This window comes from Paenibacillus sp. A3M_27_13 (genome assembly GCF_024213315.1).
GTDB lineage: Bacteria > Bacillota > Bacilli > Paenibacillales > Paenibacillaceae > Paenibacillus > Paenibacillus polymyxa_B.
In genome coordinates this window covers 39,859-61,639 of sequence record NZ_JANAVE010000007.1, presented here as the reverse complement: position 1 = coordinate 61,639, position 21,781 = coordinate 39,859, and the positions used below count along the sequence as shown (strand labels likewise).

Sequence of the window (21,781 nt, the reverse complement as noted above, 5' to 3'; positions counted from 1 at the left end):
TTTTTTACTGTTTTCTATTATTTATCCGAAGAAGCATCCGGACTCAAATCACATTCTTTTAATGGAACGATTTTAGTACGTTTGGTCCATTTGTAGCCGAGCCACAGCAGAAGGAACAGCGGCACACTCATGTACGTAGCGATCATCGTTTTCCAGTCAATCTCCTGTCCGGTGAAGGCATCCGCCCCTTGCCCGATAATGACAATGATACACAGAGCGAAGGCGAACAACGGCCCAAACGGGAACCAGCGGGCTTTGTATGGCAGCTCACTTAGACTGTGACCCTGTGCAGTAAAGGCACGGCGGAAACGATAATGGCTGACCGCAATCCCGACCCACGTAATAAATCCACACATTCCGGAGGCATTCAGCAGCCAGTTATAGACTACACCGTCTCCATACAGAGAGGCGAGAAAGGCCAGCATACCGACAGCGGTCGTGATCAGCAGCGCGTTCATAGGAATGCCGCGTCTATTGATATGTCCGAGAAAACGCGGGGCTTTACCTTCCCGTGCCAAAGCGTACAGTACCCGAGTTGCCGCGTACATACCCGAGTTACCTGCCGACAATACGGAAGTCAGAATAACGGCGTTCATAACAGAAGCAGCAATCGCAAGCCCTGCTTTTTCAAATACGAGCGTGAACGGGCTGACCCCGATGTCACTGATGTCTCCCCGCAGCAGATTCGGATTGGTGTACGGAATGATCAATCCAATCACGAGAATCGCCAGAATATAAAAGAACAGGATGCGCCAAAAGATTTGACGGATGGCGCGCGGCACATTTTCACGCGGATTTTCGCTCTCTCCAGCGGCTACCCCAATCAGCTCCGTTCCCTGAAAGGAAAAGCCCGCTGCCATGAATACGCCCAATACAGCAAAGAATCCGCCATGGAACGGGGCGTCTCCTACCGTGAAGTTGGCAAAGCCGATCGCAGGGCCACCCATAATGCCAAAGATCATCAGCACACCTACAGTCAAAAAGATGACGACGGTCACAATTTTAATCATGGCGAACCAGTATTCAGACTCACCGTAGCCTTTGACGGTCAACGCGTTGAGCGCGAAGATTACGGCTAGGAATAACAGGCTCCACCAGGCAGAGTGGCTTTCCGGGAACCAGTATTTGATGAGCACGGTCGCTGCTGCCAATTCGGCAGCAATCGTCACTGCCCAGTTGTACCAGAAGTTCCATCCCATGGCGAAACCAAAAGCCGGATCGACGAAGCGACCTGCATAGGTGTTAAAAGAGCCAGATTCAGGCATAAATGTAGCCAACTCACCGAGGCTGGTCATGAGGAAGTAGACCATGAGACCAACTGCTGCATAAGCCAGCAGGGCACCACCGGGTCCAGCTTCGGCAACCGCGCCTCCACTGGCGAGGAACAGACCTGTTCCGATAGAGCCGCCGAGGGCGATCATCGTCATATGGCGGGCTTTGAGACTTTTACGCAAGGTTGCGTCAGGTGTTGCTTTGTGTTGCACGTTCAAACACTCCTTCATGAAATTGTATTTCATGTCAGGGCAAGAGCCAGAAGGAGGGGGAGTATATAAATCAAAAAACCGCAGGGAATACGCCTGCGGTCTTGTCTATGCATTCCGCACCATACCTTCTTCTATAACAAGATAGCTCAACACACGTGTCTGTGTTAGGACAGCGTGTGACAGTTCTGCTCCTTTCGGTTAGCAGCCCCAGCATTCGGAGTATTTACAAAGAGTCAGCTCCGCATACTTCGGCGGGTGTACCTTTCCACTGGAATCTCAGACGGCTCTTATCGTCTCCTCCGGTGTACTGATTACATCCGCGACCTCTACCTCATCATAAAACAGGGTTGATGAGGTGTATGACATGATATTTTATTGTATAGCGAACTACAGTATATCGTACCTGTACATCTTCTGACAATCGACAATTTTTTGAAAATCACTCGTAGAATCTTAAATTAAGAGTTCCGCTTGGCCATCTGCTGCCAAACTGTTCCCGCGGCTTGTTCGCCTGATTCGATGCGCTCCAGCGCCATTTTAGCCTGTAGACTAACCTCGAATTCGGGATCATCGACGGCCTTCTCCAGCGCATCACGCGCATCCTCAGTTCCAACCTCGTATAAAAAACGTGCCGCCCGCCAGCGCACCAACTTGCTGCTATCCGACAGGGCTCCGATCATTGCGCTGGTAGCGACCGGGTCGCCGATGTCCGACAACGTGTCGCCTGCGGTGCGGCGTACTGCCGCTGAAGGATCGCGCAGTGCCTCAGCTAGCAGATCCATCGCCTCCGGTGAGCGAATATCGCCCAGATAGACGACGCCCAGCCGCCGCAGCTGCATTTTGTCGTCATGCAGCGCTTGCCGGATAAGCGGCAAATGCTCGGGCGTCGGTTCCAGCCGATCCAGCGCAGCGTAGCGTGTGCGCCAATCCTCGTGTTGCAGGGCCTGCCCCAACTCGGCATCGCTCCACTCGCGGCGTTCCTCCACGAATTCGCTGTTGTTTGCGCCGTGGGCAATCGCCTGTTGGATAATCTGCTCCAGCCGCTCTTGCGGAAAGGCAGCTTCCAGTTCCTGCTCGACCTCGCGTGCAATGTCCGGTAGTTCACCATAGCGGACGCCGTAATCACTCAGCTTGCGTTCCTTAATCAGCGTTGCACTCGCTACACGGGTAACGGCTTGCACAAAGCGGTCAGACAAGGAAATTCGTTCCTCCTGCTGCCCCGCCTTGACTCGAATTTGCATAGGAATGCCGCGAAAAAATTGCACAAAGACCTGTGCCTCGCCAAATGCTTCTCCAGAGGTTTCCTCTGGCAAATCCCAATTGGCGTCAGCGCCTTCCTCGCCTAGCCGATCCCGGACTTGACCCAAAATGGTGGACCAGTCTGCATTCCCTTTGCGGTCAAGGGCTACAAAGTCGGTCGTGTGAAACACGCTTTTGACCCCTTCAATGCCCAGCATGCGCCGGATAAATGGAGGAGCGGAACGCTCATTGTCCCGTGTATATGTTCTGCGGATACCCGCTTCCAGTCGCTCATCCAGATGCAGCATCATGGTGTTCGGACTGGGAGTTGGCTCGATAGATGTTATTTTCATAGCTCAGTACAGCCTCCTGTTCAAAAGTTCTCCATATATAGCTTATCTGTATTGTAACTCATTCTGCGAATGTCTCCAAAGAGAAGTTCGTGTTTCCGAGGAAAACACAATGACATATCTCACACTAATTCATGTGAACATGGCTGATGAATATGGAGGTTTTTTTAATAAAAACAGGATGCTATATAAGCCGAACTCGAAAAATTAACATGAAAACGGAGTGGCGGAATGGTGCTGTACAAGCGTAGCGGTGGCGATGGGAAGCACCATCCGACTGCGCAGTGGCGCTATAGGTAGCTTTTAAGTTTGGTTTATAGTTTGATGCTGTCTATGCATTCCGCTTCAGCGGATCGTTCTGGTGGTTGCGAATGAGCAGGGAGGCGATAAAGCCTAGAGACAGAACAGCTGCCAGCAGCATAAATGTAGTCGTCTGATTACCGCCATTATCCATCAAGCGAATGGAAAGCACAGGAGCTAGACTTGTACCGGCAAACAGGATGAAGGTATATAGTGAGACAGCTATAGCCCTCGCTGCGCCGCCGAGCTGGCCGACGATTGCTATGAGTGAAGGAACACTCAGGGCAATGCCGCTGACAAAGCATACACTCAACACCACGATAGTCATAAGAGAGTGTGTCATTCCCATCAGCGCCAAACTCAGAATGGAAAGAATAAGAGCTGTACGTAATATAAGGTGCACACCGTATTTCTGGGCTAACTTTCCGGCGAATGGTGAAAGGAGCATGCCGATGATACCAGCGGATCTGACATAAAGCATCTGTCGGCTATTCAGGCCAAATTCAGGGCCGCCAAGATAGCTACCCAAAACCGTATACATGCTCACAAAGGACATCAGGAGAACAAAAGCAACCGTATAGCTTAACCATAAAGGATACGAGCGCAGAACGGTCCCTAACTGACTGAAAGCTGACCAAATGCGAACACCTCGTTGAGGGGAGGGGGTTTTAGGCAGGAAAAAAAGGACGATTAGGAAGGTAATTGCATATAAAATGCCTAGCATCCGAAATACCGGATTCCACCCCATTTGCTCGCTAATGACAATACTAAATACCTGACCAGCGATACCTGCTACTAGAAAACCGGTGCTGATAAAGCCGATAGCCGTTACCCGTTTTTCGGTCGGGAACATATCGACAGCGTATGCAAGAGCAACGGGAGAAAAGGTGGCCGCAGCTAAACCCTGAAGCAAGCGCAGTGTAACTAATACAGAATATTGACTGGTTAAGCTGATGGATAACGAAATAATCGTTAATGCGAGCAGTCCGGTGACGATAACCTGCTTTCGTCCAAAGCGGTCAGACAATCCACCATAAACAAGACATCCCGCCGCAAAGCCTAAGGAAAAGATACTGCCCGGCAGGGCTGCTTCAGCAAGCGCTTTTCCAAACACTTTAGCAAAAAGAGGGACCAAAGGGATCGTCACATACAGGCTGGACATAACGGCAACCGCTGACCAGCATAGGATTACAGTCATCCATGCATAAGGGAGAGCCACATTTTCTTTCTGTATAACGGTATGATTGGTTCGTAATTTACTCATCAATTGAACACTCCTTGATCATAAAATAAGCAGCTTGTTGATACGCGCAATTAAATATATTAGATAACCTAATTATCTGTTTAAAAAAATTTATCTACCCACCCCCAATCTGCCTTCCATATGATGATGGATTTTTTCTATAATCCGCGAAAAAACGACCTGCTCCTCTGGCTCCAAAATACTCGCTAGAGAAGCACAAGAAGACCAAAATACAGGGAGCACCTGCTGTACAAGATGAGTCCCCGCTTCTGTAATGCGTACATGAATTTTGCGTCGATCTGTAGAATTATGTTCTCTGATAATCCATCCTCGTTGCTCTGTCCAGTCCAAGATTGATGTAACAGATGCACGACGGATTCCCAGACGGTCGGCAATCATAGAGGGGCTCATCTGAGCCTGAGATTGGTGTAGTGTCAACAGCAACAACAGATCTAGCTTACTCTCTGTGAGGCCGTAGGCAGATAGATCTAGATCGATCGCGTCCAGCACGTTATCACCCGTCCACAGCAAGAAGAGACCAATGCGGGCAAGTTGTCGGTCCGTTCCTGCAAGGGCAGTTTGATCCATTAACTCCAGATAAGGTTCTGGACCCAGACGGGGAAGGGGTTGCTGGACGGTGTCCCGCTTACTTTGTTTTGGTGGCATAAGTTCACCCTTTTCATATAATTAGGTTATCTAACTATATATCAATATAACGTATTGAAATGCATAAGACAATATCTAAAAAGAAATACGGCTACATTCAATACAGAAGCAGGGTTAAAACTCGGAAGAATGAACCAAACTGTGAATAGGTTACCAAAATGCGCCAATAGATAAGTGAAGGAGGCGTTCCTATGTTCCGCAAGCAGGAAAGAACGCTCATTATTGTATGTATAGTAATTGCGGCCATTATGCTATATGCCGTAATTAAAAGCATAGCTCGCTTGACTCCTTAGTTGGTAATCCAGAGTGATCCGCGATGTTTAAAATGTGAAATAAAGGAGTGAAACCCATTTGTCTTCACTGGACCCTGTATTGCTAAGCCGGATGCTGACCGGAATTACCCTGTTTGTTCATATCGTATTTGCATCCATCGGCGTTGGCGTACCCTTAATGATTGCACTAGCAGAATGGCGTGGGCTGCGAACCGGTGATCCGCATTATACACTGCTGGCCCGACGGTGGGCGCGAGGGTTTGTCATTACCGTTGCCGTGGGTGTCGTTACAGGCACCTCCATTGGTCTACAGCTCAGCTTGCTTTGGCCCACCTTTATGCGGGTGGCTGGACAAGCGATTGCGCTGCCCCTGTTTTTGGAGACGTTTGCTTTTTTCATCGAAGCTATATTCCTGGGCATCTACTTGTATACCTGGGATCGGTTTAAAAGCAAATATTTTCACCTGATGCTGCTCATCCCGGTAGCGATTGCCTCATCTGCATCAGCGGTTTTTATTACGACTGTGAACTCGTTCATGAACCAACCTCAAGGTTTTACACTCAAAAATGGAGTCATGACTGATATTCATCCCATCCAGGCCATGCTAAATCCGGCTACCCCGACTAAAGTCTCTCATGTACTGGCTTCTTCGTATACATTGAGCGCTGGGGTGCTGATGGGACTGGTGGCTTACAGCATGCTGAGGGGACGTAATCACCCTTATTTCAAAAAGGCGCTGAAGCTGACTGCTACCTGTACCATTGTGTTTGCCATCAGTACCGTGATGATTGGAGATGCATCCGGTAAATTTCTGGCCAAATATCAGCCAGAGAAGCTGGCCGCCGCCGAATGGCATTTTGATACGATGACGCACGCGCCCTTCGTATATGGCGGATATATGGATAAGAACGGTGAAATCAAGTATGCGCTGAAAGTGCCTTATGCACTTAGTGTGTTGGCCGGGAACCTGCCCAGTACGGAGGTCAAGGGCTTAAATGATTATCCCGTAGATCAGCGTCCGCCACTGTCTATCCATTATATGTTTGACCTCAAAATCACTACAGGGGTGCTGATTCTCGTCATTCCGCTGCTATATCTGATCCGCAAGCGTTTGCCAGGTCGCAAACCATACCCCAGATGGCTGCTGTTGGCGCTCATTCTGGTGGGGCCGATGGCGATGGTAGCTATTGAGCTCGGATGGATGTTTGCGGAGGTCGGTAGACAGCCGTGGATTTTACGCGGATATATGAAAGTCTCCGAAGCAGCGACCACTTCTACGAGTGTCGGGTGGATGCTGATGCTGTTTGTTATTTTGTATCTGGTGTTGTGTTTCTCGGCCATTAAGGTACTCAGCAAGCTATTCCGCAATAAGGATGCGGTAGAAGAGATAAGGCAGCTGGGCCTGGAAGGGGCTGAAGGCAAGTGAGCTATGAGATTGTAGGTATCGCCATTTTGTGGACGTTCCTGTTCGGATATTTGCTTGTGGCATCCATTGATTTTGGTGCAGGGTTTTTCAGCTTTTACAGTGTGTTAACAGGCCACCAGAACAAAATCCACAATATCATTCAACGGTATCTGTCCCCGGTGTGGGAGGTAACAAACGTATTTCTCATCTTTTTTGTGGTGGGATTAAACGGGTTCTTCCCGGATGCGGCATATTACTATGGTACGGCGTTACTCGTTCCCGGCAGTATTGCGATTGTGCTTCTTGCCATCCGAGGAGTGTATTATGCATACAATACGTATGGGCATTCCGGTAAAAATAATATCGTCTACATGGCGTTATACGGTGCGACAGGGTTGCTGATTCCGGCGGCACTATCCACGGTTCTTGCCATTTCGGAAGGCGGCATTATTGTAGAAAACAGCACAGGTGTTCATCTGCAATGGGGCCAGCTATTAAGCAACCCCTACACGTGGGCGGTTATTATTCTGGCGCTGGTGAGTGTATTGTATATCTCGGCGATGTTTTTGTCCTTTTATGCCAAAAGGGCAGGGGACAAGGTTGCTTTCGAAATCGTACGAGGGTACGCGTTGCTCTGGAGTGCTCCTACGATTTTGGCGAGTCTGCTCGCATTTTTTCAGATTAACAAACAAAATCCAGATCATTTTACCAATATGCTGAACATAGCCTGGATGTTTGTTGCATCCTTCATATGCTTTGCGGGAGCAGTTTATCTGGTATGGCAGCGGCGGCATCTGGGGGTTTCATTCATATTGGTGATGCTGCAATTTGCATTTGCCTGGTATGGCTACGGCCGCTCGCATCTCCCGTATGTTCTGTATCCCTACATTAATGTCTACGACAGCTTTACAAATTCTACGATGGCGTATGCATTGATTACGGCGTTTGTTGCGGGTCTGCTGGTGCTGATCCCTTCGCTAATCCTGATATTAAGATTGTTTCTGTTCGATGCAAAATATGTGCGCGGACATGAAGGGAAGAAAGGGTGAGTTAGAGTGGCTGCTTTCGAGCATTTTACGATTATGTACGAGTCACCTATCATTATTGTCGTGGCGATTGTGTTTTTGTTTATTTATTCGGCACGCTTTAAAAATCCACAAGACTGACAACAACAGGTGGAACAGGCCTTCCTGATTGATTCGGGAGGTCTGTTTTTGCTGTATTATCGCAGAATTTCCTTTACAGACGTGATTGAATTATACTTTACATATATCAGGATGTTGCATCATTTTATGTTCACACTCGAGTGACAATATATAGTTAAATTGAACCGCTGCGTTTTTTGGAGAACGGGTTCATCAGGGAGGGAGCTGCATCATGCCCAAAGTTCGTTTTAACAATATGGATCATGTAAATACCGATAAAACAATTAAGCAATTCAGACAATGGCGGCAGGAGCGACGCAGCAAAATAAAGGATTATACGTTCGTTGTGCCAAACCATCCTCCAGAGTTGGAGTTCCTGCATAGCAATCGGGAGATGGCGACAGCCACCTGGGTGGGACATTCCACCTTTTTCATCCAGTATCTTGGGCTGAATATCGTCACCGATCCGGTATGGGCAGAGCGTATGGCTTTTGATAAAAGGTTGGCTCCGCCCGGCATTCGTATTCAGGATGTACCACCACTGGACATCATTCTGCTGTCTCATTCACATTATGATCATTTACATTTAGAATCGTTGCGGAAATTATATCGTGCAGATACGCTGATGCTCGTACCCACGGGGTTAAAGGCGAAAATGATCCGCAAAGGTTTTCGTAACTGTCATGAGCTGCAATGGTGGGAGCATCTTACGGTAGGAGGGGTGCGATTTACGTTTGTTCCAGCCCAGCATTGGACACGACGCACGCCGTTTGATACGAACACTTCGCATTGGGGGGGATACGTTCTGCAAAATGAGCAGCAGGTGATTGGCTCTGCCACGTCCGTCACGGAACCTCATCCTCATTCGAATACAGATTCAGAGCATACACCGACGTTGTATTTTGTGGGAGACACTGGATATTTTCGTGGGTTTAAGGAGATTGGCGAACGCTTTGCCATTGACCTGACCTTTATGCCGATTGGTGCGTATGAACCGGAATGGTTCATGACCTCGCAGCATGTGACACCGGAGGAGGCATTGCAAGGGTTTGTAGATTGCGGCGCAGATCAGATGATTCCGATGCACTACGGAGCCTTCAAGCTGGCGGATGATACGCCAAGAGAGGCGCTGGATCGTCTCGAAGCGGAGCGTGAGCGTATGGGTATTGCGAAGGAACGCATTCATGTTCTGGGGCACGGAGAGACGCTGAAAATTGGACGTCGCTGCTCAACTACAATCTGAGGAATTCGACATAATCCTTATAGAAAAAGCGACTCTGCGGACAATTGATATTGTCTGCGGAGTCGCTTTTTTTGTTTTTAGGCTGTGATGCAGGATTAAACTGCTTCCGTATCACTCGCCAAAGAGGAATCGCTGTTGGCGATGGGATGACGAACGATTTTAACTTCATAGAACGTGATTTTATTTTCAATAATATAGTCCGGAATTTGACGGTGGCTATGGGATTCGCGGAATGCTTCGCTTTTCGTCCAGCCTTGGAAGTTCTCCTTTTCTTTCCAGCGTGTACTGATCGTTACTTCCTCATAATCCTTCGTGTTTTCAGTCAGCAGCACTTCCAGACCGAGAAAACCTTCCATTTTTTCAACTTTTCCTTCTTTGTTAAATCTTTCGATGAGTAGATGTGCATTGCCCGGTGTGATTTTAGATGTATTTGTAACGATAACCATATTAAATTCCTCCTGAATGATGTGGTATGGTCGGTATAATAACCGGATAGCCATTCTCAAATTTGATGGTAGCGTTCATTTCATAAATGTCGCGAAGAAAAGCAGACGTCAAAATCTCACGGGGTTCGCCGGCAACGGCGATTCGTCCCTTTTTAAGCGCAATCATATGATGACAATAGGCCGCAGCTTGCTGCAAATCATGCAGTACCATAACAATCGTCAAGCCGGACTCGTGATTGATACGCCGCAGCATATCCATAACTTCAAATTGGTGGGCGATATCCAGAAAAGTGGTCGGTTCATCGAGCAAAAGAATATCCGTTTGTTGGGCCAAGGCCATTGCAATTCGTGCTTTTTGTTGTTCACCTCCCGATAGAGTATGGAACATCCGATCTGCATAGGGCTGGATGCCCGTGATCTTCATGACATGGTCCACGATTTGCTGGTCCTGTCCGGTATGGCGTACCCTCAAGCCCTTGGCATGAGGAGATCTTCCGTAAGCGACCAGCTCGCGGACCGTCAATAACGGCAGCATATCCTTCATTTGCGGTAGCATTGTAATCGTCTGGGCAAAATCACGCCGCTTGTATTCCTGCACGGGCTTGCCGAGGACGGAAACCTGACCCTGATCCTGCTTGAGCAGCCGGGTCATGATCCGCAAAAGCGTGGACTTGCCTGAACCGTTCGGTCCGACGATCGCGGTGAGCTGACCAGCGGGCAAGGTGATATTCACATCGTCCAGCTTGAAATACCCACGTTGTATGGAGATATGCTCACCCTGAATGGCTGTCATCCAAAATTCCCCCGTTTCTTGAGCAGGATTAAGAAGAACGGTGCCCCGATGACGGCCAGCAAAATACCTACAGGCAGTTCAATCGGGTCAAACCAGGATCGCGCCACCGTATCTGCGAGAACAACCAGCGTTCCGCCGCCCACAATGGAAAGGGGAAGGAGGAAACGATAATCTTCCCCGATCAGCAGCCGTATGACATGGGGAACGACCAGTCCTACAAAGCCGATCAACCCGGCTACACTGACTGCTGTACCGGCAAGCAGGGCAGAAAGCAGGATAATGAGCATGCGTTGAAGCTCTACTCGCTGGCCCAGCAGCTGTGCTGAATCGTCGCCCAGCAGCAGTAGATTAGCAGGTTTAATCGCAAAGAAAGAGGCGATTAATCCAATGATGGCGTAAGGAGCCATGAACTCTAGATGATGCCAACTTCTTCCGTTTAATCCGCCGGATAGCCAAGGAAGAACGGCCTGTACGCGGTCGCTGTACATGACCATTACGCCGTTGGTGAGTGCGCCCAGCAGCGCGTTGATCGCAACGCCAGCGAGCACAATTTTAACAGGCGATGCCCCTCGGTCCCAAGCCAGCAGATAAATGACGATTGCGCTCAGAAAGGCTCCCAAAAAGGCGGTTATCGGAAGAAGGTAGCTAAGCTGTGGAAGCATCACCATGGTAATGACGGCGGCAAGTCCACCTCCTGCCGATACACCAATAATGCCAGGGTCAGCCAATGGATTTTTCATGACACCTTGAAGAAGTGCTCCGGAAGCTGCGAGACAAGCTCCTACCAGTAAACCTACTAATACTCTGGGTAGCCGGAGATCCATCAGGATCGTGCGATATGTAGATTCATCATTATGTAGCAAAACATGATTAATTTCTTGAAGTGGAATCGACACCGAGCCGTAGGCCAGACCGTACACAGAGACGGCCAGCAGTAGAATCGGAAGGGTAATCCAGGCGATGGTGCGTCTTCTGGCGCGCTGTAGTTTGTTCATCTCCATCACCTATTTCGCCGGATACAGCTTTTGATGCATCAAATCCAGCGCTTTAGTGACACGTGTGCCCGGATTCGTACCGAACAGGTCTGAAGGTAAAACCTCGACCTGATTGTTTTTGACTGCTCGGATTCCGTTCCAAGCTGCATTTTCCTGCATTTCTTTTATAAATGCGGCCTTAACATCTTCCGTATTGCCATGGGTCATGATGAAGATGTAGTCAGGGTCAGCCTGTATGATGCGTTCTGTGTTCAGCTGCGCATATTGTGGGAAATTTTGCAGGCCCGGAAAATCAGCGGCGATGTTGGAGCCACCTGCAGCTTCCAGAATGTTTCCACTCAGTGAATTCGGCAGTGCCGCCATATACGTAGCCGGGGCTCCGTAGACGAGCAACACCTTCGGTTTGGAGGCAGAAGCGGTTTCCTTTTGCAGCTTAGCTACTTGTTGGTCAATTCGCTGGTTCAGCTTCACGGCCTGAGCCTGCTTTTGCAGTAATTGCCCGAACAGCGTAATTTGCGACTGAATATCGTGAACTGAATTGGCTCCTGTCAGCAGCAGCTGTGAACCGACTCCTTCAATGGCTGGAATGTCTTTTTCATTCATAGGATAATTGCCTAGCACGACATCCGGTTTGAGCATCGTAATTTTCTCCAGATCGACTTCATGAGTGGAGCCTACTTGCTGAACGTTCTCAGCAGCAGGTACGATGGCAGGTCCATTGGAGTTGGGCCTGCCCACGGCAGTTCCACCCAATGCGTATATGATATCCAGATCGCCATTGCTGAGCGCAATGATATGTTGAGGGACCTTTTGAAACGCTAACGTCCGTTTAGAAAAATCAGTAACTTGAATCACCGCACTGCTTGTCGTGCCAGAAGTGGCAGATACGGATGCACTGGTTGGTTTGTGATCTGCGGTCGAGGCACCATTACTACATCCGGTAACTGCCAATAAAAGCGCTGCGGACGACCACAACACATAAGATTTCATGTTATTCCTCCTGCAATTTTGATTTAAACAATAATGATAATCATTTTCATTTATGTATAAGAGAATGATAATGAATATCACTGGGGATTGTCAATTGAAAAAAGCAAATTTTTAAATAAATTTTGAACTAAAAACAAAAGGGATATATTCGAATTATAGAAGAAGGAACTACAAATTTTTCTTAAAAAATAGCATATATCAAGGGGTTATGTACATGCAAATACATATTGACATTTTCGAAAAGTGTAAGATATATTGGTGATGGGTTTACTTTATTTTGCGAAATTCTGGAATAGAAAGGTGGGAAGACACGGCTCAAAAAGAGCTATTTTTTTTAATTATCAATTGAGAATGATAATCAATTACTTAAATTCTCGTGGGGAGGGACTGCTGTCATAATGAAGAAGGGGTATTCTGCAATTATTGCTGTGTTTCTGCTGGTGAGTGTGCTGAGCTTTTGGCCAACTTCGTCATCTGTAGTAGCCGCTGCGGCTTCTCCAAAATTGGCGGATGGTACATACACGCTCAAATACAATATCCTCAAGGCAGAAAATGATTCGGTGTCCATGGCTAATGATTATTTTGAAAAACCAGCTAAGTTGTATGTAAAAAAAGGTCAAATGACCATGCAAATTAAGCTGAATCATAGCGAATGGACAACTGGGTTTAAAGTAGATTACAAAGGCAAAATCATCGATACAAAGGTCATCCATAAGGATGCCAAAACCGATACCCGCACCGTACAATTTCCAATTACGAGTGTGAACAGCCCGCTAATCTCTAAAATTCATGTTACTGTCCCTGCGTATAACTACGATCATGACTATACGATCCGCTTCGCTTTTGATTCCAAAAGCGTCAAAAAAGTAACAGCCGTTCAGCCAGCGAAATCAACTAAATCTTCCAAGAAGTAAATTCAAGTTATCTTTATCGTTCATAAAATCAACATAAATTCAAGCATAAAAAATTGAGGAGTGTGTGTAGATATGAATATGGTAATGAATCGCTTTGAGCAATTTTCTTTTAAGAAGGTATTCGTCGCATTGATCATGACAGCGCTTGTTTTTGCCCTCGTTGCTCCATTCTCAGCTAAAGCGGCAGCAGCAGCCGACGGCACGTATAACGTAGACTATACCGTTCTGAAGGATCAAACCAATGAGACTTCTCGATTGGATAGCTACCTGACGAAGCCTGCTCAGGTTACAGTAGCTAATGGCAAAAATGTCGTTCGTCTGACTGTGAAAAGCAGCAATCTGATTACAACGTTCAAAGTAGAGCAAAATGGCGTACTGCAAGATGCGACTGTAGTAAGCACAGATACTGCTAGCAACACTCGTGTAGTGGAATTCGAAGTTGCTGATCTGAATGCAAAAGTGAATGCTTACGCTGAGATCACAATTCCAGTAATCGGCTACACAGGCAAGTACGATGTACAACTGCAGTTCGACGAAATCTAATCCAAAATAAAACGTAAAAGGAGATTAAAAACATGAACATGATTATGAATCGTATGGAAAAATTGTCTTTGAAAAAAGTAATGCTTACTGTACTGATGGCAGCGCTTGTTTTTGTGGTACTAGCTCCATTTTCTGCCAATAAAGCGAATGCGGCTTTGCCTAATGGAACGTATAACGTTGATTATACAGTGTACAAAGATGGTACCAATGAAACCTCATACATGGACTCAAACGGTTATGTCGCCAAACCCGCTACATTAATCGCTAATAATGGTCAATACAAAGTTAGAGTAGCTATTACTAAAAGTGCTTGGGTCACTGAATTCAAAACGCAACAAAACGGCCAGTATGTAAATGCGAGTGTGGTAAGTACCTCAGGTGATACAAGAATAGTAGAGTTCCCTGTAAGTAGTTTTTCCCAAAAATTGAATGTTAAGTTGCATGTAAGTGTGCCTAAAGAATACACTGGCGGCATTCCATATGATCACGATTACACTGTTCAATTTTTATTTGACGAAGATTCCATCTAATAGTGGAGTAATTATACATTGATCTTATACTCATTTGGAATTCTATTGAGCTCCAAATGAGTATATTTTAAGTAGGGGGATTAATACACTTGAAAAGGCAATTGAAAAAATACTTAATGACGTTTGCAGCTATTGTTATGCTGCTCTCAGTTGTTTTCCCATTTGCTCCGACCGTATCTGCTTCTGATGAGACAAGCTCATCAACTGAATCTGGTGTATCCGAGCCCTCTGTGACGCAAGATGTATATCCGATAGAGCCAAGTCCAGAAGAAGTGGTTCCAACAGTAGATGTGGCAAGTGCGTACACAGTAGCAGCCGCAGACTCACAGAGTTCCAGCACTGTGAAGGATACTAATGAATATTCTATTAGCTACGTTGTTAAAAGTGAAAGCAAGGTGTCAGGGGTAGTGACTTCCCCTTATAATGATATGTTCCTAAAGCCAGCTACGTTGACGGTTGAACAGAGTTCTACTGTAGGGCAGGCTACGTATCATGTTTCTTTAATTCTCGACAATCCTAATACTCCCTTTACAGATATCGAATTTAGACAAAACGGAGAAACCGTTCCTGCCCATATTTCAGATTTAGTAAAAGGGGAAAAGACGTATGAACCACGAACAGTAACATTTGATGTGTATAATTTGGAACAGAAAATTGATGTGAATTACAATTTAAATAATAGACTCAGACAAAACTGGATTGAATTTGATCCATCAACTATAGCTTTAAAAGAGGGACCCGTAACTCCCCCTACCCCTTCACCTGAGCCGGAAGTTCCCTTGAAACCGGGTGTCCTTAATTTTACAATACTGAAGGACAAATCAGAAGAAGTTTCTGTGATGGACGGTTACGCCTCAAAGCCTGCAAAGCTCGTTCAAAAAGGAGATAAATGGTATATTCAACTGACGTTTAATAACAGTAGCTGGATTCCTTCATTTCAAACAGAGCAAAACGGTAAATTTGTAGAAGCAGCAACTATTTCAGAGGTTAGTGACGCTAATCAGCGTACGGTTGAGTTTGAAGTAAGCAACTTATCCAATAAATTGAATGCTTACACTCATGTGATTGTGCCTGGTTTGGAACTGGGAGGAGTACCATACGATCATTGGTATCATGTTCAAATCAAGTTTGACACAAGTATTACACCTGACCCTAGTGCACCACCGACCTTGGCGGATGGAACGTACTCTATTAACTTTAATGCGCTGGATGCAACAAAAGATCAAGCATCGAGAATGGCGCAATATCTGGTGTCTCCAGGGACTTTGACGGTATTGAAGGGGCAAAAAGAAGTTTCCTTCACCATTAAAGACAGCACTACAGTAACGGAATTCAAAACAGAACAAAATGGAACGTTGACGGATGCGGATATTGTAAGTGAGGACAAAACAGCCAATACGCGTGTGGTGAAATTCAAGGTAGCGAATCTGGATACAGTTTTGAACGCACAAGTCCATATTCTCATGGGTACGTATAGTGCAGACCACAAAATACGCCTTAAATTTGACCAGCCAGGAACGGACAACGGTTCAACTCCAGTAACGTCAAATCTGGACTTTACGCTGTTAAAAGACGGTTCAAGTGAAAAGTCCATGATGGATGGATATACAGAAAAACCGGGTACCCTGGTTGAACGTAAGGGCAGGAAATATGTACAGTTCACTTTGAAAAAGAGCAAACAGATTGACGGCTTTAAAGTAGAACAAAACGGAGTATTGACCAATACGGCCGTAGTAAGCGAAAATCAAACGGCGAATACACGTGTTATCGAATTTGAGGTTAAAGAAGTGCCTGCCAAGCTGAACGCATGGGTAAGCATCAACTGGCCTGAGTTAAATTATGTGGAAACATATAATGTCGATCTCCAATTAGGAACGGCAACATCCCCGGTTGATCCTGGGACGCCAGGTACGCCAGGAAAAGTTTTAGCTGATGGAACGTATTCGATCCAGTTCAATGCATTGCACGCAACAAAAGATCAAAAATCGGCAATGGCGCAATATTTATTATCTCCGGCAACACTGACGGTATCAAAAGGCAAGTATGAAGCTTCCTTCACGATCAAAGACAGCGCCACAGTGACGGAGTTCAAAACAGAACAAAACGGAACGTTAACAGATGCAGATATCGTAAGCGTGGACAAGAAAGCGGACACACGTGTTGTGAAATTCAAAGTGGCCGATTTGGACGCTATTATGAATGCACAGGTACATGTGAGCACGACCTATCCAGGTGGGGTTTATGAGATGGATCATAAGCTTCGTCTTCAATTTGACCGCAGCAGCATTGCGGTAAAAGGAACAGACGGCGGCACAACTCCCGTGACTGAAAACGGCAGATACAGCATTGATTTCTCTGTACTTAAAAACGGAAGCAATGAAATATCTGTGATGGATGGCTATATGCAGAAACCAGCCACGCTGCTAAGACAGTCCGGTAAAAATGTGATTCAGATCAAAATGGACAAGAGCAGTTGGATTAAAACGTTCAAAGTAAATGGTGCAGAGGCTCAGGTTGTCGATCAATCTACCTCCGCAGATACAAGAACAGTACAATTTGAAGTGCCAAATCTCTCGGATAAAGTGACAGTGAATACGCATGTGATCGTACCTGGATTGGATTTGGGCGGCATCCCATATGATCACGTATATGATGTGCAGTATCAATTCGAGCCTGCTACCATTCGCAGCTTTGTCGAGCCTTCCTCTTCGGGTGCAGCTGATCCCATTGTTAAATTGGATTTCGACAAGCTTGCCAATGGTAAATATGCTTTGAAATTCAGTATCGTTTTGTCTGATGGTTCCACAGGAGTGGATTCTCCGGCTCAACGCTTCATCACTGACGAATCGGCGCAATTGGTCGTGGAAGGCGACAAACGGTTTGTAGGTCTGAAGCTGCAAAACAGTAATGAAGTGAAGGCGCTGCGCATTTGGGACAACGCAAGCGGGGACTACCGAGACGCAGAAGTGACACAGGAAGATGCAACAAGCAATACGAAGCACGTTCGTTTTAGCGTGAATGACTTTAAAAACAATGTAAAAGGCCAACTGGTTGTCTATGAAGCCCCTAAAGTGGCAAGTTCCACTCCGATGGTCTTTAAGACTGAGGATCGGGTAGAGAAGGTATACGATTTTGAATTTAAATTTAACACCAGTGATGTTTCTTACTACAACGAAACTAAAGCAGACGAAGTAGAGCAAGGGAAAAACAACTTAGCGGATGGAGAGTACAGTGCGAACTTCCGTGTGCTGGCGAACGGAACGGACAAGGATTCTCTAGCGGCTCCTTTTGTACAAAATCTGGCGAAATTGATTGTGAAAAATGGTAAGGTTCAGGCCCATGTAACCGTTACGGACAACCAGGCTTTGAAGCTGTTCCAAACGGATTTTGAAGGCCGTTATGCCAATCCGACGATTATGGGTTCAGACACCAAAGGTGGCACGCACACTATTGCATTCGAAGTGCCTGATTTGGATAAAAAGTTGAGTGTGTACACACAGGTATATCTGCCTGAGAAATACATTCTAAATGAGAAATTCGGCGGACAGATTCAATTTGACCGTGCATCGCTTAAAGGTGAGGGAGTCAATGCAGCTACAAACGCACCTGCTACTGAACCGACAGCAGCTTCTACGGACAAGGCAGCAGAAACGACCACACTTGTGACAGAAAAAAAACCAGTAGTTGAGCAACCGGCTCAAACGGCTTCCGAGAAGCAATACACGATTAATTACAACGTATTTAAAGACAAAACGAGTGAAGCTTCCGTTATGGACGGTTATCTCGACAAGCCAGCCACACTGATTGAAAAGGGAGACAAGCGCTATATCCAAGTGACCTTGAAAAATAGCTCTTGGATGCCAACTCTACAAGTGGAGCAAAACGGTACCCTGAAAGATGTAGAAGTGATCTCGAAATCCGGCGATACACGTGTCGTTCAATTCGAGGTAGGGGACTTGTCCCAGAAAATCAGTGCTTACACACACGTCATTGTGCCTGGCTTGGTCCTTGGTGGAGTGCCGTATGATCACTGGTATACAGTTCAGTTTCAATTTGATGAAGCAAGCCTAAAAGCGAAGTAGCCTCAGGTTGTGATAATCAATGTAGTCTGAATAACAGCAAAGTTTGTATGCGAGCAAGTCTTGGTGCCCCGGCATCAAGACTTGTCAGCATTTACATACCCGAGGAATTTGCAAAAATCCAATAAGCGACTTCTAATGAACAATATGTAGATCGAAATGGTCTAGTTCGTCTATATATTGCACCTTGGAGCGACTGGGATCGAATTTTGCAAAATCCTGATACCCGAAAAGTTGGGGCTCCTACTGTTTTTCTATATTTTGAATTGAGGTGACTGGATTTTCATGAAACGGTATATAGCATTGGCTCAAGGAAAAACATTTGGTTTGTATATGTTAATCGGCATCGTGATCTTGTTGCTGGCTGGATGTTCGGGAGGGGCACAGGCCGGGCAGAACCAGAGCGATGGTTCGAAATCAGCGGCAATATCTAATGCAACCGGAAAGTCGTCTGACGGTAAAGCTCAAGCTCCTCGTATTGTGGCGACTACGGTAGCCATTGCGGAAATCACGAATGCACTGGGCCTGGATTTGGCAGGCAAGCCGACAAGCACAAAAGTGCTGCCTGACCGTTACAAGGATGTGCCTGATGTGGGTAATCCGATGAGTCCTGATATGGAAAAAGTGATGTCATTGAAGCCGACGGACGTACTGTCGGTGACGACACTGAAATATGATCTGGAGCCTAAATTTAAAGATTTGAAAATCAATGCCGAATTTTTAAATTTTGAAAGTCTCGCGAATATGCAAAAAGAAATTCAAAAGCTGGGAGACACGTTTGGCAAAGCCGATAAGGCCAAAGAGATTAATGGAGCTTTGGATGCGAAAGTAGCCGAGATTCAACAAAAGATCAAAGGGAAGAAATCCCCTAAAGTATTGATTTTGCTGGGAGTACCGGGAAGCTATCTGGTGGCTACCGAGCATTCCTATATTGGGGATCTGGTTAAAATTGCAGGGGGAACCAATGTGGTTCAGGGCGAGAAGGTGGAGTTCATTGCCCACAATACCGAAGCCTTGCAGCAATCCAACCCCGATATCATTTTGCGCGCTGCACACGGGATGCCGGATGAAGTAGTGAAAATGTTCGATGAAGAGTTCAAAACTAACGATATCTGGAAGCATTTCAACGCTGTGAAAAATGGGCATGTCTATGATCTGCCTGAACCGTTGTTTGGCACAACAGGGAATTTAGCGGCAAACTCGGCGCTGGATGAGCTGATGAAAATGCTGTATCCTTCGAATTAAAGGAAGCTGATGACATGTCCAAAAAAGTATGGAGCCTTATTGTTGTAATTGTCTTGCTCGTTGGCGTCATGCTGTATTCAGCGATGACAGGCAGTCTCAAGGTGGATTTGAGTCAGTTGATGACCGGATTGTGGACAGGTACAGATGATCAGGTGAATGTGGTCAAGGACCTGAGACTACCGAGAATTTTCGTGTCCGTAATGGCAGGTGCAGCACTTGCAGTAGCGGGTGTTTTGCTGCAAGCCGTCATGAAAAACCCACTGGCGGATGCAGGGGTTATCGGCATTTCTTCGGGAGCGGCATTGATCTCGCTGATTGCGGTGACGGTCTTTCCTGCGCTTTATTTCTGGATGCCGTTCTTTTCATTTATTGGCGGTGCGTTAGCCTGTCTAATGGTTTATGGTTTTTCATGGAAATCTGGCTTGCATCCGATTCGTCTCATTCTGATCGGGGTGGCTGTGAACGCCATTTTTTCCGGCCTAGGTCAGTCGTTTAACTATCGAGGCAGTTATGCAGTCACTAGCATTAATCAGGTTACCACTTCAACCTTGTCTATGAAAAAATGGGTAGATGTCGAGGTTATTGTGACCTATGGCGGGATTGGGCTAATTTTAGCCATGCTCGTGTTCTCTTGGTGCAATTTCTTGTCCCTTCAAGATAAAACAGCTAAAAATCTGGGATTCAATGTAACGCGTGCACGACTTTTGATTTCTGTGATTGCAGTGCTGCTTGCAGCAACGGCTACAGCCATCGCGGGAGTGATTGCCTTTATCGGTCTGCTCGTTCCGCATTGTGCCCGCTACCTAGTTGGCTCGGATCATAAGTGGTTGATTCCATTTTCCGCCTTATGCGGCGGCTTGCTGCTGCTGCTCGCGGATACACTGGGGCGGACAGTGCTTGCTCCCAATGAAATCCCGGCTTCTATTATTATGGCCGTCATTGGCGGGCCGTTCCTGATATTCCTGATCAGAAAGGCGGATCGCACCTATGGACATTAAGGATATAACCTTCTCTTATGATCGGAAAACAGATCGTCTGCATGCTATTAATGCTGTTATTGAGTCGGGACGGATCACTACCATTATCGGTCCCAACGGATGCGGCAAATCAACGCTGCTCAGCGTGATGTCCAACAATGCTGTTCCCCGCTTGGGCCAAGTGATTCTGGACGGCAAGGAGATAGCCCACTACAAGCCCAAGGAGCTGGCCCGTCAACTGGCGGTAGTCCATCAGCAGAACGAGGCACCTTCCGACTTGACTGTAGAAAAGCTCGTAAGCTTCGGCAGGTTGCCGCATAAGAACATGTTCACAGCGAGGCGTGACGAGGATGAGGAGGCGATTGAGTGGGCAATAGCCTGCACTAACCTGAACGAACGTAGAACTCGCACATTGGATCAGCTCTCAGGAGGAGAACGGCAGCGTGTATGGATTGCAATGGCCTTGGCACAGCGGACGCCAATTTTATTTTTGGATGAGCCGACCACCTATTTGGATATGTACTACCAGCTTGAAATTTTAGAGCTCATTCGGCAGTTAAACCAGGAACATGGACTGACAATCGTGATGGTGCTGCATGATATCAATCAGGCTATTCGGTATAGCGATGTGATGATTGCCATGAAGGAAGGGCGTATTATAGCGAACGGCCCACCTACAGAGGTCGTTACATCTGAACTGATCCAGACGGTCTATGACGTGGAGGTCGTAATCAAACAGGATGATGAAGTCGGCATGTACCTCATTCCGTTAGGTGTCGGGGTTTCCTGACAATTACAAGCGCATGGAACATCAATGCCGCGACTGAATAACGCGTCTGTCCTAACGGCATCTCAACGAATTTAGAACATGAAAATGGTTCTGGTCCATGTGTTTGTCAGGCGACAATGGTGGAGACAGAAG

The 21,781-nt window shown here is 46.7% G+C and carries 19 protein-coding genes and 1 riboswitch; of the genes, 11 read left to right on the top strand and 8 right to left on the bottom strand.

Annotated elements, in window-relative coordinates:
• Nucleotides 1-17: 17 nt before the first annotated feature.
• The 4 genes from NLX82_RS20785 to NLX82_RS20770 all read right to left on the bottom strand — a co-directional run bounded on the left by NLX82_RS20785 (nucleotide 18) and on the right by NLX82_RS20770 (nucleotide 5,282).
• Complete coding sequence (locus NLX82_RS20785) at nucleotides 18-1,484, bottom strand: amino acid permease (RefSeq protein WP_023990305.1); 1,467 nt, start codon at nucleotides 1,482-1,484, stop codon at nucleotides 18-20.
• Nucleotides 1,485-1,618: 134 nt separating this feature from the next.
• Nucleotides 1,619-1,821, bottom strand: a riboswitch (Lysine riboswitch).
• A gap of 121 nt (nucleotides 1,822-1,942) precedes the next feature.
• Nucleotides 1,943-3,076 (bottom strand): virulence factor, encoded by a 1,134-nt coding sequence (locus NLX82_RS20780; RefSeq protein WP_023990304.1) that lies wholly within the window; start codon nucleotides 3,074-3,076, stop codon nucleotides 1,943-1,945.
• A 328-nt stretch (nucleotides 3,077-3,404) separates the two neighbouring features.
• Nucleotides 3,405-4,637, bottom strand: coding sequence for an MFS transporter (locus tag NLX82_RS20775; protein ID WP_254349007.1), 1,233 nt, complete (start codon nucleotides 4,635-4,637; stop codon nucleotides 3,405-3,407).
• Nucleotides 4,638-4,727: 90 nt separating this feature from the next.
• Entirely contained in the window at nucleotides 4,728-5,282 is a 555-nt protein-coding gene (locus NLX82_RS20770; RefSeq protein WP_023990302.1) for a MarR family winged helix-turn-helix transcriptional regulator, read from the bottom strand.
• A gap of 351 nt (nucleotides 5,283-5,633) precedes the next feature.
• Between NLX82_RS20770 and NLX82_RS20765 the strand changes: the two genes are divergently transcribed.
• The 4 genes from NLX82_RS20765 (at nucleotide 5,634) to NLX82_RS20755 (ending at nucleotide 9,347) form a co-directional block, all read left to right on the top strand.
• The gene (locus NLX82_RS20765; RefSeq protein ID WP_254349006.1) at nucleotides 5,634-6,980 is read left to right on the top strand and encodes a cytochrome ubiquinol oxidase subunit I; all 1,347 of its coding nucleotides are present in this window, start codon (nucleotides 5,634-5,636) and stop codon (nucleotides 6,978-6,980) included.
• Nucleotides 6,977-8,008, top strand: coding sequence for a cytochrome d ubiquinol oxidase subunit II (locus NLX82_RS20760; RefSeq protein WP_023990300.1), 1,032 nt, complete (start codon nucleotides 6,977-6,979; stop codon nucleotides 8,006-8,008). The genes NLX82_RS20765 and NLX82_RS20760 overlap by 4 nt, the downstream gene beginning before the upstream one ends.
• Nucleotides 8,009-8,014: 6 nt before the next feature.
• Entirely contained in the window at nucleotides 8,015-8,125 is a 111-nt protein-coding gene (gene cydS / locus NLX82_RS27960; protein ID WP_007432143.1) for a cytochrome bd oxidase small subunit CydS family protein, read from the top strand.
• Between the two features lie 211 nt (nucleotides 8,126-8,336).
• Nucleotides 8,337-9,347 carry an MBL fold metallo-hydrolase gene (locus NLX82_RS20755; RefSeq protein ID WP_075154749.1) on the top strand — a complete coding sequence of 337 codons (1,011 nt, stop codon included), beginning with the start codon at nucleotides 8,337-8,339 and terminating at the stop codon, nucleotides 9,345-9,347.
• 95 nt (nucleotides 9,348-9,442) lie between these two features.
• On the opposite strand, the gene isdG is transcribed toward NLX82_RS20755, so the two are convergent.
• Genes isdG through NLX82_RS20735 form a run of 4 tightly spaced genes read right to left on the bottom strand, consistent with a single transcriptional unit; the run spans nucleotide 9,443 to nucleotide 12,571 of the window.
• Entirely contained in the window at nucleotides 9,443-9,793 is a 351-nt protein-coding gene (gene isdG, locus NLX82_RS20750) for a heme oxygenase (protein ID WP_023990297.1), read from the bottom strand.
• A 1-nt stretch (nucleotide 9,794) separates the two neighbouring features.
• On the bottom strand, nucleotides 9,795-10,586 hold the full coding sequence (locus NLX82_RS20745) for an ABC transporter ATP-binding protein (RefSeq protein WP_110455567.1): 792 nt from the start codon (nucleotides 10,584-10,586) through the stop codon (nucleotides 9,795-9,797).
• The gene (locus NLX82_RS20740) at nucleotides 10,583-11,581 is read right to left on the bottom strand and encodes a FecCD family ABC transporter permease (RefSeq protein ID WP_250245294.1); all 999 of its coding nucleotides are present in this window, start codon (nucleotides 11,579-11,581) and stop codon (nucleotides 10,583-10,585) included. The genes NLX82_RS20745 and NLX82_RS20740 overlap by 4 nt, the downstream gene beginning before the upstream one ends.
• Nucleotides 11,582-11,590: 9 nt before the next feature.
• A complete protein-coding gene (locus tag NLX82_RS20735) occupies nucleotides 11,591-12,571 on the bottom strand; it encodes an ABC transporter substrate-binding protein (protein ID WP_254349005.1) in 981 nt (326 codons plus the stop codon).
• Nucleotides 12,572-12,969: 398 nt separating this feature from the next.
• Between NLX82_RS20735 and isdC the strand changes: the two genes are divergently transcribed.
• The 7 genes from isdC (at nucleotide 12,970) to NLX82_RS20700 (ending at nucleotide 21,649) form a co-directional block, all read left to right on the top strand.
• Entirely contained in the window at nucleotides 12,970-13,485 is a 516-nt protein-coding gene (gene isdC / locus NLX82_RS20730) for a heme uptake protein IsdC (RefSeq protein WP_053326093.1), read from the top strand.
• Nucleotides 13,486-13,557: 72 nt separating this feature from the next.
• Nucleotides 13,558-14,028: an NEAT domain-containing protein gene (locus NLX82_RS20725; RefSeq protein ID WP_254349004.1), complete on the top strand. Its 471-nt coding sequence runs from the start codon at nucleotides 13,558-13,560 to the stop codon at nucleotides 14,026-14,028.
• A 32-nt stretch (nucleotides 14,029-14,060) separates the two neighbouring features.
• A complete protein-coding gene (locus tag NLX82_RS20720; RefSeq protein WP_023990291.1) occupies nucleotides 14,061-14,558 on the top strand; it encodes an NEAT domain-containing protein in 498 nt (165 codons plus the stop codon).
• Nucleotides 14,559-14,647: 89 nt separating this feature from the next.
• Nucleotides 14,648-18,640, top strand: a complete 3,993-nt coding sequence (locus tag NLX82_RS20715; RefSeq protein WP_254349003.1) for an NEAT domain-containing protein — start codon at nucleotides 14,648-14,650, stop codon at nucleotides 18,638-18,640.
• A gap of 282 nt (nucleotides 18,641-18,922) precedes the next feature.
• Nucleotides 18,923-19,882, top strand: coding sequence for a heme ABC transporter substrate-binding protein IsdE (isdE, locus tag NLX82_RS20710; RefSeq protein ID WP_075154742.1), 960 nt, complete (start codon nucleotides 18,923-18,925; stop codon nucleotides 19,880-19,882).
• A 14-nt stretch (nucleotides 19,883-19,896) separates the two neighbouring features.
• Nucleotides 19,897-20,880, top strand: coding sequence for a FecCD family ABC transporter permease (locus tag NLX82_RS20705; RefSeq protein WP_028541843.1), 984 nt, complete (start codon nucleotides 19,897-19,899; stop codon nucleotides 20,878-20,880).
• Nucleotides 20,870-21,649, top strand: coding sequence for an ABC transporter ATP-binding protein (locus NLX82_RS20700; protein ID WP_023990285.1), 780 nt, complete (start codon nucleotides 20,870-20,872; stop codon nucleotides 21,647-21,649). The genes NLX82_RS20705 and NLX82_RS20700 overlap by 11 nt, the downstream gene beginning before the upstream one ends.
• The last annotated feature ends 132 nt before the right edge of the window (nucleotides 21,650-21,781 follow it).